Genomic DNA, 15133 nt, shown 5'->3' with positions numbered 1-15133 from the left:
TGCCGGGTATATACTATGAGCCTTTCGGAAAACCAAACCAAACTGATCCACCGTATCAATCGAATCCAGGGACAGCTGGAAGCAATCAAGAATACCATCACGACGGAAGAAAAAGACTGCGAAAAAGCAATTTTACTTTTAAAAGCCGCCCACCAGGCCATGAAAAAATTTGGCGAAGCATACATCCACGAATACATGGATACCTGCTTTAAAGAAAAAAAATCCGTTCAGAACATCGAAACGGACGTTAAAAAAGCCATCACAGCCGCATTTTCTCTCTAAAATCACCCCCTCCCTTTTTTAAAAAATCTTAAAATCACTTGCCATATATACCCCATGGGGTATATATGGATTTAGAATCTATATACTATAGGGGGTATGGTAATGTTTCTAGCTTCAACAAAATCTTGGTATTTGGAACGAGTGGTGTATTTCATTGCAGGACTTTTCAGTCTTGTGGGGGTATCACTTGGAACTTTTGTTTCACCTTGGTGGTATTTATTGAATCTGCTTGTCGGTGTAAACTTGGTTGTTTTTTCAACCGTTGGTTTTTGTCCAATGGCAATTCTTTTGAACAAACTTGGTTTTGAACCAAAGGTTAGGGACTAAACAATGAAATCAATCATTAGCTTTTTGCTTTTGGTAGGTCCGATGGCTCTCTTTGCAGAGGCCGTCGGGTTTAATGATTTGTGGAAACGGATTGAGGAAAATTCTTCGGCTAGAAAATCCAAATATTTGGAATGGAAGGCAGGTGAAATTGCCAAGGACAGATCCGACAAACATTGGTTACCTAGAGTTTATACCGATTTACGTACTTTCCAAACAAACGATCCTACTCTAAATTTTATGGGAAAATTGAGCCAACGAAGTGCAACAGATTCGGATTTTTCTACGGCTTCTACAAGATACAGACCTGGAAACTTTTTAGATTCTAATAACCAACCTTATTCGACATTAAACTCGGATACAATGAATCTTTTTGCAAAAGATACGCTCAATTATCCGGGAAGTCATACATATTCTCGAGGAACACTTGGAATGGATTTACCTTTGTATGAAGGTGGTTCAGGCAAAACTCTTGCTGCCATGAATGAAAAACGTTCGACAGGTCTTAAGTTTGAGTGGCTTGCCATCCGCGACCGAGAGTTTGCACAAACCGGATTTTATTATAGAGCCATTCAATCTTTGAATGAATATAAAAAAAGATTGGAACAAATTAAAAAAATTGAATCTAGGTTTCAATCGAACTATTCACTGGGTAATAAAGGGAATCCAGTTGGGTATGCAGGTTATCTTGCATTAAAATCGATCAAAAATCAAATTGCAGTTTTAGAAAAACAATCGGATCTGCAAATCAATGATTACAAAGAAACCTTATATGTTCTCTCTGACCTTCCTTCCTCTGAATTAGAGATCGTCGAATCTGATTTGAATGTGTTTTTAGATACATATTTCAAACGCCCCGCAGGTTACGAAAGATCCAATCAAATGAATGCTCAAATCAAATATGCAGAGGGTGAAAGACTCAAAGCAGATATGGAAACGGCAAAGTTTTTACCTAAAGTTGGCGCTTATTCAGAAGCTTATGGGTATCATGGAAGCCGAAATACAACCAATGCCTACCAAGCAGGAGTATATCTGCAAATGAATCTATACAATCCCAAGGATATGGGTGTAGTAGAAGAATCCAAACTCAATGCGGAAGCAGCCTTAAAAAAAATTGAAGAAAAAACCAAAGAAGAAGAAGCGCATGTAAAGTCTCTTTTCCAAAAAGAAATTTCTCTAAAAGAGAGTCTTGAGTTGGTAAAAGAAACAGTAAAATACCAAGACGAACAAATTGTAAATATGCAAAGACTCTTCCAAAGCGGAGCCATCAATGCCATTCAATTTGCGGAAACATTAAATAAGTCTTTGGAATTGGCTCGTGTATTAATGGAAACAGAAATCGCGGTTTTACAGGTAAGAACAGAAACATCGTTATTTTCAAATAAGGAAGGATCAAATGAATCCATTGGAAGAAATTAGAAAAGGGTTTGCTGGACGGCTTGCAGAAACTTTTTTGCATTCACGTCTTACGCCAGTCATAGCGATAGCAAGTTTGGTTTTGGGGCTCTTTGCAGTTTACCTAACACCAAAAGAAGAAGAACCACAAATTTCGGTTCCGATGATTGATATCCAAATTCCTTCTCCTGGGTTTTCTCCAGAAGAAACAGAGCGGAAAGTTACGGAAGTTGTCGAACGTGCTGTTTGGGGACTTGAAGGTGTTGAATATGTTTATTCCACAAGTAAATGGCATGGAAGTTATATCACAGTGCGTTTCAAGGTGGGAGAACCAATTGAACCTTCTCTTGTGAAGATTCACCATAAGTTAATGGAACTAAAGAATGCACTTCCTAAAAATGCGCTGAGTCCAATGGTAAAATCCTATTCCATTGATGATGTTCCATTTTTAGCATTGAGTTTTAGTTCCGAAACTTTGGATGATTATTCTCTACGCCAACTGGTAGCTCCTCTTGCTCGTGAACTTTCTTCTACTCCCGATTTAGCCTCCGTACAAATGTTAGGTGGATTGAAAAAGGTCATTCGAGTGAAAGTAGATCCGAGTCTTCTCAGTCGTTATGGAGTGACTGCGATTGAAGTAGCGGAAAGTTTAAAACAAAACGATGCTTTGATCCCTGCTGGGAAAAATTGGTCTTCCGATTCCGTTTTTGATATGGAAGTTGGGGGAGTATTAAAGAAAATTTCAGATGTCAAAAGACTCCCTGTTGCGCAAAGGGGAGGACGCGTGGTACGGATCCAAGACCTTGCCGTTGTAGAAGAAGGGCCCGAAGAAAGAACAAGATCTTCTGCTTTGTATGATAAATCGTTAGGTGAAGGAAAACGAAATGCTGTCACCATCGTTTTTGCCAAAAGAAAGGGAACAAATGTTGTTAATTTATCTAAGGACTTGTTAGAAAGGGCCAATCTCTTTCAGAAAGATTTACCAAAAGAAATTCGTTTGAGTGTCATTCGTGATTACGGAAGTACAGCAGAAGACAAATCACATGAACTTATCGAACATCTTTTGATCGCTACCATTTCTGTTACGGTTCTCATTGCCCTCTGGATGGGATGGAGATCTGCTCTTGTGGTTGCCATAGCAATCCCAGTGACGTTAGCTCTTACGTTGGCCATTTATTATTTTCTTGGATACACTCTGAACCGTGTGACTTTATTTGCTTTGATTTTTTCCATTGGGATCCTTGTGGATGATGCTATAGTCGTCGTGGAAAACATCGAAAGGCATTTAGAAGAAAATCCAAAACTAGGAATCATTCGAGCAACACTTGTTGCCGTGTCAGAAGTAGGAAATCCTACCATTCTTGCTACCTTTACTGTCATTGCGGCCATTTTGCCTATGGCCTTTGTTCGTGGGCTCATGGGTCCTTATATGAAACCAATTCCAGTCGGTGCAAGTCTTGCGATGATATTATCTTTGATTGTTGCCTTCGTGATCACTCCTTGGGCATCCATAAGATTACTAAAAGAAAACCATTCACATACTGGAAATGAATCTGCCGAACATAAGATTTCAAAACTCGATCAAATCTACATACGTTTTATGAATTGGTTGTTAGGATTTAAAAAGAACGCAGCTGTATTTGGTGCCGTTACCATTGGTTTGTTGTTTATTTCAATGGCCTTTGTTGGATTTAAGTGGGTAAAGGTTAAAATGTTACCTTTCGACAACAAAGAAGAGTTTCAGGTATTATTAGATTATAAACCAGAAACAACACTCGCTCAAAGTATGAGCCATTCAGAAGAATTAACTAAAATCCTATTGAAAAATCCCAATGTAGAAAAAATTCAAATTTTTGCAGGAGAAGCAGCACCATTTTCTTTTTCCGGGATGGTGAAACATTCCTTTCTTCGTAACCTTGATTCAATGAATGATTTGCAGGTGATTTTAAAGAACAAAAACGAACGTAAAGAATCAAGTCATGAGATCATAGAGGTTTTACGATCCGATATACAAAAGTTTGGTGAACGTAACCATGTTGTGACTAAGGTTTTAGAAATTCCACCAGGGCCACCAGTCATGGCAACTATGGTAGCAGAAGTATATGGTCCGACTGCCCTTGAAAGAAAACGTGTAGCAGAAGAAATTTACAATGTTTTCCGTGAAGAACCAAGCGTTGTGGATTTAGATACGTCCTTGCGGAATGGTCGTCCCAAACTAGTATATCCGATTGATTTTGAAAAGTCGGGGCTTTTTGGAATCAAAACTTCTGCCCTTGCCTATACGGGTTCCATTCTTTTTTCAGAATCACCTCTGGTTAGTTTGGCGACTGCGGAAGAACCGGAAGAAGTATCCGTCAACCTTTCTGTCATACAGAGTGCACGTGGATCAAAAAATCCATTCCAAAACCAAAACATCATGTCTATGGAATCTGGAGTTGTTTCCTCTGAACGAGTATTGGGAAATGTTTACAAAGAAGAAGATAGAGCCCTCTTTCGTAAAAATCTAAAACCGGTCAACTATGTCATGAGTGAACTTTCAGGTGCAGAAGAAGCTCCCGTTTATGGGATGTTAAAACTGGCTCCCAAAATCAAATATGAAACACAAACTGCCGATGTACCTTGGAATACAACAAAACCTGTGATCAAATGGGATGGGGAATGGTTTATCACCTATGAGGTGTTCCGTGATCTTGGTGGTGCATTTGCTGTTGTGATTTTACTCATTTACGTTTTGGTTCTTGGCTGGTTTAAAAGTTATACTGTCCCACTTGTGATTATGGCTCCGATTCCCATCTCTCTCATCGGAATTTTACCAGGTCACTGGACAATGGGAGCGTATTTCACTGCAACTTCAATGATTGGATTTATTGCGGGAGCGGGGATCATTGTTCGAAACTCCATCATTCTCGTGGATTTTATCGAAGGTGAAATTAAAAAGGGAGTCGAACTCAAAGAAGCCGTTGTCCATGCGGGAGTCGTTCGGTTTAGGCCAATGTTACTCACTGCTTCTGCTGTTGTGGTTGGATCCTTTGTGATGTTATTTGATCCCATCTTCCAGGGTCTTGCCATCTCACTTATGTTTGGTGAAATCGCAGCAACTGTTCTTAGTCGATTTGCAGTTCCTGTTATGTATTATTGGCTGATCGGAAAATCAAGACAGGGAGTCATCAAACACGCCTAAAGAATGAGTCGAAAATTGGCTTCAAATAAAAAAGGCTGAAATTACTTTCAGCCTTTCAGTCGGAACCCTTTGGCAAAAAACCAAAGGGTTTTTTCTCAGACGAATGAATTAACGAGTTCCCTCGTTTTTAATCTCACTATGATTCTTATACAAACCGGTTGCTGTGAGAGAAGGTGCTCTCAGGTGTCCAGTGTATTGTGTATAAGTAGTGCTACCACTCACGATAGAAGTTTGGCATTTATCAAGTCCACCAGCACGGTTGTATCCACAAGAAGAATGGTATGCTACTGCATAGTCGTCTTCTCCAGGAAGGATGGCAGATGGTCCGAATGCACCTTTATAACCAGGTACATGGTTGATCTGAATTCCACCAGTGTTGTTGTGATTGAATGCCCCACGAGCCGTGGATACGATGAGAGATTTGTCCATCGCATTTCCTGCAAATCCAAACGTTACGCCATTGAGTGCAGAAGCAAGTTCTGATCCACCTGAAGCAGCAGCAAGAGCTGTCACTTTTGTTAGATTAAACCCTTTTGCTGATGCAGTAGAACCAAGGTTTGACAACCAGAATTCAATCGCATAACACCCTGCTGAATGACAAACGATTTTGCAAGAGTTAGACCCTTTGCAATAGTTTGTGAGTCCAGTCGCAATGTTTGTTTGCGCACGGGCAGTTCCGTAAGTTCTAGGATCAGAAGTTCCATCGTAACCGATGAAAATTTTAGATCCAGATACTGTATTCGCAGAGGTTCCCCAATACGAATTTACGTCTGTTGTTCCCACGCCGTTGTGGTTTTTGTCTGATTTTCCGTGAATGAACACGGTGTATGTTTGTGCACTGAGCGAGCCTGCAAACAGCATCGCAAGTACAGTGGTGATCGTTCTTCGCATTTTTTTTTCCCTTTCCTGATTTTCTATATTACGACACAAATACCGTAAATAAGTCAAATATGTCAAATTATATACGAAGAAGGCAAAAAAAAGGCCAGCCAATTTGGCTGACCTGTCCTTTTCCTTTTTTAAGAGGAGAGGTGTGGGAAGTTCGGCTTACCGATATCCTTCTGTTTTGATTTCGCTGTGGTCGAGGTAAAGACCAGTCGCAGTCACAGACGGTGCACGGTAGTGTCCACTGTATTGTGTGTAAGTAACGTTGGAATTGAAAGGCCAGATTCCTTCACTTTGTGTGAGAGATGATTGGCATTTATTCAAACCGCCAGCTTTGTTGTATCCGCAAGAAGAGTGGTATGCTACAGCATAGTCGTCTTCTCCTGGAAGAATGGCGGAAGCACCAAACATACCTTTGTAACCAGGAACGTGGTTAACAGCAACACCAGCAGTGTTGTTGTGATTAAAAGCACCACGAGCAGTGGAAACGATAAGAGACTTGTCCATCGCATTTCCTGCAAATCCAAACGTTACGCCATTGAGTGCAGAAGCAAGTTCTGATCCACCAGAAGCAGCAGCCAGTGCAGTTACTTTTGTAAGGTTAAAACCTTTTGAGGATGCAGTAGAACCTAGGTTAGACAACCAATACTCAATCGCATAACAACCTGCTGAATGACAAACGATTTTGCAAGAGTTAGTTCCTTTGCAATAGTTTGTGAGTCCAGTAGCAATGTTTGTTTGTGCACGGGAAGTTCCGTAAGTTCTTGGGTCAGAAGTTCCATCGTAACCGATGAAAATTTTAGATCCAGAAACGGTGCTAGTAGAAGATCCCCAGTATCCGTTTACGTCTGTTGTTCCCACACCATTGTGGTTTTTGTCTGACTTACCGTGAATGAACACAGTGTAAGTTTGTGCACTGAGCGATCCTGCAAACAGCATCGCAAGTATTGTTGTAATTGAGCTACGCATCTCTTTTTTCCTTTTCCTTTCTTTAAATGATACCGGTTAACTTATCTCCAACCCTCGGTTTTGATTTGACCGTGGTCTAGGTAAAGTCCTGTGGAAGAAACAGAAGGAGCACGGTAGTGTCCACTGTATTGGTTGTAAGTTTTGTTTGATCCAAATGGCCAGAGCCCTTCGTATTGTGTGAGTGAAGATTGGCATTTGTTAAGACCACCAGCACGGTTGTATCCGCAAGAAGAGTGGTAAGCCACAGCGTAGTCATCTTCACCAGGAAGAATGAGGGATGCACCAATCATACCTTTGTAACCAGGAACGTGGTTAACGGCAACACCAGCAGTGTTGTTGTGATTGAAGGCACCGCGAGCGGTAGTGACGATAAGAGATTTATCCATTGCGTTTCCACCGAATCCAAAAGTGATTCCATTGAGTGCGTTCGCAAGTTCTGATCCACCAGAAGCAGCAGCAAGAGCCGTTACTTTTGTAAGGTTAAAACCTTTGGCAGAGGCAGTAGAACCGAGGTTAGACAACCAATATTCGATTGCATAACATCCAGCCGAGTGGCAAACAATCTTACAAGAGTTTGATCCTTTGCAGTAGTTTGTGAGTCCTGTAGCAATGTTAGTTTGTGCTCTGGAAGATCCGTATGATCTTGGGTCGGTTGTTCCATCATAACCGATAAAGATTCTTGTTCCACCAACAGAATTGACTGAAGAACCCCAGTAGCTGTTTACGTCAGTTGTTCCCACACCGTTGTGGTTTTTGTCAGATTTTCCATGGATGAAGACTGTGTATGTTTGGGCACTTAGGGATCCCGCTAAGAGAAATGCCGTGATGGTTGCTAGTATGGTTCGCATTTTGTTTTCCTATTCCTAAAGGTATGTTCCCATTGTTTTATAAGTTTGGCAAAAGATTGACAAGAAATTTTTTTCCAAATTTAGACAAAATTTTAACATAAATTTGCCATTGTCAGAGTTTCACTGACAATCTTTAGGAAAGGTTCCTAGGATTTTGCTAGGGGGATGCGGATCGTGAATAGGGTTTTGCCTGGTTCACTTTCCACTTGGATGTTTCCGTTGTGGTTTTGGATGATTTTTTGGACGATGGATAGGCCAAGGCCTGTGCCCATTCCCAGCTCTTTTGTGGTAAAAAATGGCTCAAAGATGCGAGGTAGGATGTCCGAAGGGATTCCTTTTCCATTATCTTCAATGGTGATAAGGGCATTCGTTTCTTCTTCTTTCAGAAAAATTCGGATCACTCCTCCTTCTTTGGGGCAAGCTTGGATGGAATTGTAGATGAGGTTGGTCCAAACTTGCACGAGTTCGTCGGCATGTCCGAGAACCACTGGATCCCCACTGATTTTCCAATCGATCTCAATGTTTTGTTTCCAACTAGTGGAATACATGGAAAGAACCGAATCGATCCCTTCTTTGAGTGCGAGAAATTTTTGTGATTCTTTCGGACCGGAGTAGGAATGGTGTTTGAGAGCAAACACAATCTTGGAAGCACGTTCCACAGCGGTTTCAATAATTCCTAAATGGAACCCAATGACAAAATCATTGAGTTTGGATTGGAAAGTGTTTCTTCCTTCTTCCGAATCAAATAACTTTTGGTATTCTTCTGGAATGGTTTCAATTTTAAAATCGAAACATGTGTCTGCTAAAGATATGGGATCGGAAACTGATTTGGATTTAAAATAAGCAATGAGTTCTTTTTTTCTTTTGAACCGGGAAGTGACTTCTGAACGTTTTTGGGTTTTGAAATCTTCCAAAAATTCTTCGGCTAAAAGAACCAATTCAGTTTTTTCCGAACGAATGACATTTGTCTGCCCATCTTTGATGAATTGAATGCTTCCTTTAATGGCTGCTAATGGGTTATTGATTTCGTGAGCCACACTGGCTGCAATTTTTCCAAGAGTGGACATCCTCTCTGCTTGTAAAAGTTGTTCTTGGGTTTCTCTAAGTTCCAAGATGGTTTGGTTTAATGATTCCGTACGTTCTTTTATTTTTTGTTCCAATTGTAGTCTTGCATCACGCACAATCGAAATCATTTCATTAAAACTATTAGATAACTCACCGATTTCATCTCTACTGGATACTTTGACTGTAACAAACAAATCTCCAGAATGCATTTTTCGAATACCAGCTAGTAACCTTGTTAACGGGTATACAATACTTGTTTTGTGTAAAACAGGATATAACATGAAGATTGTAAATAAAGAGAATAGGAGTGTTACAATTAACCAAACTACCGTTTGGTGTACGGTATTTCTATATTCTATATAAGGGATTGCTATGAAAAAATGATGATTTTTTGCATAAAAATCGGAAGTCCAATATATTTCGCTGGGGCTTTGGGAAAAAGATTCAACCTTGAAAGTTTCGAAACTTGTTTCTCTATTTTTTGCCTGAATCATTTTTTCCATTGTCAAATTGGTTTTGTTGATTCGAAAGTTTTGACTTTGGATATCTATCACTAATTCAGAAAGATAAACAAACGGGTATGTGGCACCCAATTCCAGTTGTGTTTTGATACTATGTTTTTCGCGGCTCATTTCATTTTGAAAATCTACACGGAACCGGTTGAATAAAAAGTTCGCCACAATCGAAAGGATCAAATACAAAACCGTCAAGTTGAAGGTCATGATTTTGAATCCGACAGTGGAAGGAATTGTCTCTTGGTTGAGGGAAACCAATACGAGAATGGTCATGATAATGATTGTTAGGTTAGTCAGTAAAAATAGAAATGTTGGTTTGCTGAAATAATTTAGATCTACTAGGATGTCGGCAAATGCCAAAGAAAGAATTCCAAGGATGGCCAAAAGAAAACCTCCCGTGTGCCTTTTTTTGGAACCTTGAAAATAGAAAAATTTTGCCGTGAGTGCAGCGATTGTATTTCCCAGAATCAAACACAAAACACCAGCAATGGATACAATGGAAAGTTGGACGAGAGGGGAAGAGGAATGTTGGTTGGGAACATAGAATTCCATTTTGGGATCGAAGTGGACCTCTCGGTAAAAAAAACCGATCCCGTTGGAAAGGATTGCTAAAGTGGCCAAAGCGATGTGGAAACGAAGGCTCCAAGTTTTCCAGCGAGGGAAACTATTTTCCTGGAACCCAAAGGCTAGGTTTGAGGTAGCAATGCCTAAAACTAAAATGACTGGATTTTTTAAAAAAACGAAAATGTAAGCGGTCCAAGGTGCCACAAAGGAATTACAAATCGACCAGGCAACCGACCAAAAAAAGAGACAGAACAAAGGGATAAGGAGGCCCCGAAATGTGGGCGTTAGGTCCTCCTTACGAGAGATAAAGTAGACAAAGGCGATCCCGCTCACCAAACAGAGCCCAAAATAGAAAAAACTATAAAGATTCAGTAAGGGTGCCAAGCCAATCCAGGAATCCCTGACAATTGACTTTCGGCAAGCATTTCGTTTCTCTCATTGGTTTTCGTTGTGCGTCGCACAAAAAACTCCTTGTCGCCAGAAGAGGTCGGGAAATCATGGACTTATTGTGCGATGCACAAATGAAAGTCTGTATCAAGAGAACCCAATGCGAAAAAGAAACTCACTCACTCAAATTCTAGGAACTGGCCTTCTCATTGTCATTTTCCTAACAGAATCTTACGGAAAGATCAGCTCAGCCGGTCTTTCTGTCCGAAACGAATCTTCCAAACGGAAATTGGAGGTATACATTGCCAAAAATCGACCAAGCCTTTCTTCTCGGGAAAGATTAGAATTGGTTTCGGCCATGGAAAATGCAGCTCTGAACCTTCGTCTTCCCGCAGGACAGAAACAGGAACGGTATGATAAACTTGGATTTTTAGTAGGTCTTGTACATACAGAATCACAGTTCCACAGACGGGCTAAATCCCATAAAGGAGCCCTTGGTCTCATGCAAGTGATGCCAACAACGGCCAAGTGGTTGGCGGAAAAAGAAGGAATCCCGTTTTCTGGAGCAAAGGACCTCTACGATCCAGAAACTAATTTGTACATTGGTGTTCTTTATTTGAATTATTTGATCGAACGCACCGATTCTCTGGAAGCTGCTTTGTTATCTTATAATGCAGGGCTTGGTGGTTATAAACGATTTGGAGGCATTCCAGAGTATTCACGATCAGTTTACCGGTACTATGAAGAATGGAAATCAATGCCCACTCCAACACAAAGTCTGATTTCTGAAACTGTTGCGAGTCTTCTTTCTATCTAAATTTTACTTTACATAGTTTTAAAACCGACAAGGCTCTTATCCGTTTTATAAAACAAAAGGATGGGAGCGTATGGATTTAATTCGTAGATACGGTGTGTATCTAGCAGTTGTTATATTGGTTGTGATTGGCCTTATCTTCTTTTTAATTAAGGATAATGTTGGTTCTGATCAAGATGCTAGAGAGAAAGCCAGACAAGAAAGGATGGCCAGTAACTCTGATCCAACGCAAGGTGATGATAGTTCTGGAAGTGGATCTGATGGATCTGGCGGAGTTCCTGATGATGGTGCCACTCCCGAATACATTTTAGAAAAGTATTTAGAATGGGCTGAATACCCTCCATTCTCAAGACCGATGTCCATCCTGAATCATGATTTGGCTTTCCCATTCATCATTGAAACTTCTCCAGATTATTCTATTGATCCAAAAACGAACGAAGCCACCGGTTATGTATGTTTATTCCAACCAAAAACTTGGGCAGTCATCGGAAACAAAGACATGATGTACGTTACGTTAGAATGTCGTGACAAAGCAAGGAATCGAGTGAAGGTATCAATCGATTCTCATCAAGTTTTTAAAGAATGGGAAGGACAAAGGTATGGAGTTGTCAGTGCCTCTGTGAATGACAACGGAACCGATGGAGACCAAACAAGAGGAGACAACATTTTTACTTTCTCTTGGAAACCACAAAAAGCTGATTGGGGACAAATGTCTCTTGTTGCTGAAATTACTTACGGACCAGAAAATCTTAAAACTACTCTTACTTCTAGTTTCTTTTCTAGTCCTTCCATTCCAGCAGAATTTAACGGAGTTTTTTCTGACTCTTTACAAGACGGATCCCTCATTGTTCGTGCAGTGGTGAATGTTTATCGAAAAGGAAAATACCATTTAGAAGCAAATTTAAAAGACGAAAAGAATGGGGAATATATCGCCTATGCCGTGTACGATGGTGATTTGGTTTCTGGTTCGAACGAAGTGGAATTTACTTTTTTCGGGAAAATCCTTCGTGATAAAGACTTAGATGGTCCGTATTTGGCGACATCTTTTCGTGGACACCGAGTCAACTTACCCATTGATCCTGAATGGTTCAACCAAGGTGCAGAAGGGCTCAGAAAAATCCAAGCTGCCAAAACAACAGAACCTGATCGTGAACTCGTTCTACCATATAAGGATGAATACAAAACAAAATATTATAAAGTGGAATCCTTCTCGAATGCAGCTTGGGATTCGGCAGACAAACAAAATCGCATTCGTCAAATCAAAGCACTACAATAACCTATGTTAGATAAAACTAAAAAATTCATCAGAAAGAGACCTTTTTTAAGTCTCTTTCTACTTTTCATTCTCACTCTTCCTGTCACCTTACACTTTTTGTTTTGGGGACTTGTATCCTTAAAAGCACCTAGGTACAGCGGAGAAATTGTTTCTGATAAACTGACAACGTCCGTGACTGTGATCCGAGATGAAGCCGGAATTCCCCATATCGTGGGAGGAGATGCCAAGTCCGCCTATTTTGCATTAGGTTATACAATGGCACAGGATCGTATTTTTCAGATGGAATTACAAAGGCGGATTGGGAAAGGAGAACTCACTGAAATTTTTGGTGATAAACTCATTCCTACTGATCAGTTTTTGAAATCTCTTCTTTTGAAAAAAACAGCGGAAGAATATGTAAACCAGAAGGAACATATTTATCCTGAAGCATGGAACCAATTGGATTGGTTTTTGGATGGGGTAAATCATTTTCTCTCCGAAGACAATTTGCCAATTGAATATACCATTCTTGGAATCAAACCGAAACCATTTAATCGGGTAGATGCCATTTCCTTCCTATTTTATATGGGTTTTTCTTTTGCAGAAGGGATCAAATCGGACAGTTTGTACACCATTATGGAGTCGGATTTAAAGGCTAGGTCTGCAAATGAACTTTTCCCGCGGTATGATTTTGAAACAAATGCAACCATTTTGGAAACACAACCAGGTGTACAAAGGTTAGCGGATAAAAACAATTTTCAAAAAATAAATTCTAAACAAATCCAAAACTCAAGTTTCAATCGAGTTACAAACCAAAGTTATTCCTTTCCACCAGAAACCAAAGACCATTCAAACGGAAAAGAGGTTCTTGGTCTAAAACAACTAGTATCTTTTGTGGACCAATTGCAACTTCCGATTGAGCCACTAGAAGGTAGTAACTCTTGGCTTGTGGCACCTAGTCGTTCTGAGAGTGGTGGGGCAGTTCTTGCTAACGATCCGCACATTGCCCTTTCCAATCCAGGGGCCTGGTATGAAGCCTATATTGAATATCCAGGATATGAAAATTATGGTTATTTCCTTTCGATCATTCCTTTCCCTCTCATTGCACATAATAGGGATAAGGCATGGGGACTTACCATGTTGGAACAGGATGATGTTAACTTGTATTTAGAAACCATTGAAGGTGGGAAATTCAAAACGGGAAATACCTGGAAAGATTTAACATATTATCGTGATCCCATCCGTAAAAAAGATGGATCCGAAATTCCATTTGAAGTTGGGATCACAAACCACGGTCCGCTCATAACAGAACATATCAAAGGATTTAAGGGAAGACCTGTAAGTTTGTATTGGGCTCACCACCATTTACCAAATCCTTTGCTTGATGTTTTATTCCAAATGGGAAAATCCAAATCGTTCACCGAACTTGATTCAGCTTCTTCTATGATTGGAGCACCAGGGCTTAATTTTAGTTATGCGGATAAAAATGGGAACATTGCCTATTATGCAGTAGGAAGATTTCCGATCCTAAAATCGGGAAATTCTCGTAAAATTTTAGAGGGTTCTACTGGTGAAAATGATGTGGTTGGTTATGTTTCGGTAAAAGACAATCCTAAGATCATCAATCCAAAAAATGGAATCATCGTCACAGCAAACAACCAAGTGACAAGTAAATCTCTTCCGGGACTTGGAAAACCAGAAGGAAATTGGCAACCACCTGATCGTTTTCAAAGGTTAGTTGGTATTTTGGAAACAAAAGAGAAGTGGAGTTTGGAAGACCTCGCGGCAATCCAAAATGATACCGTTTCTTCCTTTGCACCAGAGTATTTGGAACTTATTTTGTCTACGGTTAAAGAAGCAAAAACTCCCAATGGGAAAAAGGTTCTCGGGATTTTGAAAAAATGGAATTTTGAACATTTTCCCGAATCCCAAGGTGCTGCTGTTTACGATGTATTCTTTTATATCACTCTTCGGGAATTGTTAATTGATGAGATGGGTCCCGCCAATTTTGAGTTATATGGAGATATGGCAGAATACTGGAATGCTTATCGCCGATTTATAAGGAATCCAAGTTCTCCTTATTGGGATGACTTAAGAACCGAAGGGATCATCGAATCAAGAGAAGACATTCTCAAAAGATCGATTGAGGAGACTGGCAGGTATTTAGAGGCACATCTCTCAGCATCGCCAAGCCTTTGGACTTGGAAAAACTTATATAAAATCAAACACCCACATCCGCTTGGCGTATTGCCAGTGATAGGTGGTATTTTTGATATTGGTCCGCTTCCTTCTGCAGGTGGTGCCGAAGTGGTTAATAATTTAAAATACAAACTTATGAAAGAAGATTGGACTGCGTTTGCAGGTCCATCCAAAAGGCGGGTGATTGATTATGGCCGTTTCGAAGAGTCTGTCACACAACTTCCCATCGGTAATAGCGGAAACCTTGCAAGTCCTTTCTACGGGAACTTAGTGGATGATTATATTAACGGAGTTCACAGGAAAATCCTCTATACGAAGGAACAAGTAGGGGCTGGAAAATTCCGATTGGAATTTCGACCTCGGTAATTTCTAAAAAAATCCCCACGGGACCTGTGGGGATTCCTATTTTTCTACACCTAAAGATTCTCTTTTGGCCGATCTTTAAACCAG

General features: G+C 40.3%; 11 protein-coding genes. 7 read left to right on the top strand and 4 right to left on the bottom strand.

Annotation, left to right across the window (positions count from 1 at the left end; translation table 11 throughout):
* Positions 1-15 precede the first annotated feature (15 nt).
* The 4 genes from EHQ47_RS01775 to EHQ47_RS01760 all read left to right on the top strand — a co-directional run bounded on the left by EHQ47_RS01775 (position 16) and on the right by EHQ47_RS01760 (position 5182).
* Positions 16-282, top strand: a complete 267-nt coding sequence (locus EHQ47_RS01775) for a metal-sensitive transcriptional regulator (protein ID WP_004786149.1) — start codon at positions 16-18, stop codon at positions 280-282.
* Positions 283-384: 102 nt separating this feature from the next.
* Positions 385-609: a YgaP-like transmembrane domain gene (locus EHQ47_RS01770; RefSeq protein WP_135749208.1), complete on the top strand. Its 225-nt coding sequence runs from the start codon at positions 385-387 to the stop codon at positions 607-609.
* A gap of 3 nt (positions 610-612) precedes the next feature.
* Complete coding sequence (locus EHQ47_RS01765) at positions 613-2025, top strand: TolC family protein (protein ID WP_135776436.1); 1413 nt, start codon at positions 613-615, stop codon at positions 2023-2025.
* Positions 2003-5182 carry an efflux RND transporter permease subunit gene (locus EHQ47_RS01760; protein WP_135776435.1) on the top strand — a complete coding sequence of 1060 codons (3180 nt, stop codon included), beginning with the start codon at positions 2003-2005 and terminating at the stop codon, positions 5180-5182. Before EHQ47_RS01765 ends, EHQ47_RS01760 begins: the two co-directional genes overlap by 23 nt.
* A 108-nt stretch (positions 5183-5290) precedes the next feature.
* Here EHQ47_RS01760 and EHQ47_RS01755 read toward each other — a convergent pair whose 3' ends face one another.
* The 4 genes from EHQ47_RS01755 to EHQ47_RS01740 all read right to left on the bottom strand — a co-directional run bounded on the left by EHQ47_RS01755 (position 5291) and on the right by EHQ47_RS01740 (position 10412).
* Entirely contained in the window at positions 5291-6073 is a 783-nt protein-coding gene (locus tag EHQ47_RS01755; RefSeq protein WP_135749205.1) for a hypothetical protein, read from the bottom strand.
* 156 nt (positions 6074-6229) lie between these two features.
* Entirely contained in the window at positions 6230-7036 is an 807-nt protein-coding gene (locus tag EHQ47_RS01750) for a hypothetical protein (protein WP_135776434.1), read from the bottom strand.
* A gap of 41 nt (positions 7037-7077) precedes the next feature.
* A complete protein-coding gene (locus EHQ47_RS01745; RefSeq protein ID WP_135776433.1) occupies positions 7078-7884 on the bottom strand; it encodes a hypothetical protein in 807 nt (268 codons plus the stop codon).
* A gap of 146 nt (positions 7885-8030) precedes the next feature.
* Positions 8031-10412 carry a sensor histidine kinase gene (locus EHQ47_RS01740; protein WP_135749202.1) on the bottom strand — a complete coding sequence of 794 codons (2382 nt, stop codon included), beginning with the start codon at positions 10410-10412 and terminating at the stop codon, positions 8031-8033.
* A gap of 163 nt (positions 10413-10575) precedes the next feature.
* On the opposite strand from EHQ47_RS01740, the gene EHQ47_RS01735 reads away from it, so the two are divergent.
* From EHQ47_RS01735 to EHQ47_RS01725, 3 genes are all read left to right on the top strand, one after another.
* Positions 10576-11232 (top strand): lytic transglycosylase domain-containing protein, encoded by a 657-nt coding sequence (locus tag EHQ47_RS01735; RefSeq protein WP_135749201.1) that lies wholly within the window; start codon positions 10576-10578, stop codon positions 11230-11232.
* 70 nt (positions 11233-11302) lie between these two features.
* A complete protein-coding gene (locus EHQ47_RS01730; RefSeq protein ID WP_135749200.1) occupies positions 11303-12505 on the top strand; it encodes a hypothetical protein in 1203 nt (400 codons plus the stop codon).
* Positions 12506-12508: 3 nt separating this feature from the next.
* Positions 12509-15049 carry a penicillin acylase family protein gene (locus EHQ47_RS01725; protein WP_135749199.1) on the top strand — a complete coding sequence of 847 codons (2541 nt, stop codon included), beginning with the start codon at positions 12509-12511 and terminating at the stop codon, positions 15047-15049.
* The last annotated feature ends 84 nt before the right edge of the window (positions 15050-15133 follow it).

This window comes from Leptospira bourretii, from assembly GCF_004770145.1.
Taxonomy (GTDB): Bacteria; Spirochaetota; Leptospiria; order Leptospirales; family Leptospiraceae; genus Leptospira_A; species Leptospira_A bourretii.
The sequence above is the reverse complement of the archived record's forward strand: the minus strand, read 5'-3'. Positions and strand labels throughout refer to the sequence as shown.

Excerpts from the sequence above, each read along its gene's own strand:
- EHQ47_RS01755 (WP_135749205.1), bottom strand. The coding sequence starts at position 6,073 with ATGCGAAGAACGATCACCACTGTACTTGCGATGCTGTTTGCAGGCTCG.
- EHQ47_RS01750 (WP_135776434.1), bottom strand. The coding sequence starts at position 7,036 with ATGCGTAGCTCAATTACAACAATACTTGCGATGCTGTTTGCAGGATCG.
- EHQ47_RS01725 (WP_135749199.1), top strand. The coding sequence starts at position 12,509 with ATGTTAGATAAAACTAAAAAATTCATCAGAAAGAGACCTTTTTTAAGT.
- EHQ47_RS01775 (WP_004786149.1), top strand. The coding sequence starts at position 16 with ATGAGCCTTTCGGAAAACCAAACCAAACTGATCCACCGTATCAATCGA.
- EHQ47_RS01735 (WP_135749201.1), top strand. The coding sequence starts at position 10,576 with ATGCGAAAAAGAAACTCACTCACTCAAATTCTAGGAACTGGCCTTCTC.
- EHQ47_RS01765 (WP_135776436.1), top strand. The coding sequence starts at position 613 with ATGAAATCAATCATTAGCTTTTTGCTTTTGGTAGGTCCGATGGCTCTC.
- EHQ47_RS01730 (WP_135749200.1), top strand. The coding sequence starts at position 11,303 with ATGGATTTAATTCGTAGATACGGTGTGTATCTAGCAGTTGTTATATTG.
- EHQ47_RS01745 (WP_135776433.1), bottom strand. The coding sequence starts at position 7,884 with ATGCGAACCATACTAGCAACCATCACGGCATTTCTCTTAGCGGGATCC.
- EHQ47_RS01770 (WP_135749208.1), top strand. The coding sequence starts at position 385 with ATGTTTCTAGCTTCAACAAAATCTTGGTATTTGGAACGAGTGGTGTAT.
- EHQ47_RS01760 (WP_135776435.1), top strand. The coding sequence starts at position 2,003 with ATGAATCCATTGGAAGAAATTAGAAAAGGGTTTGCTGGACGGCTTGCA.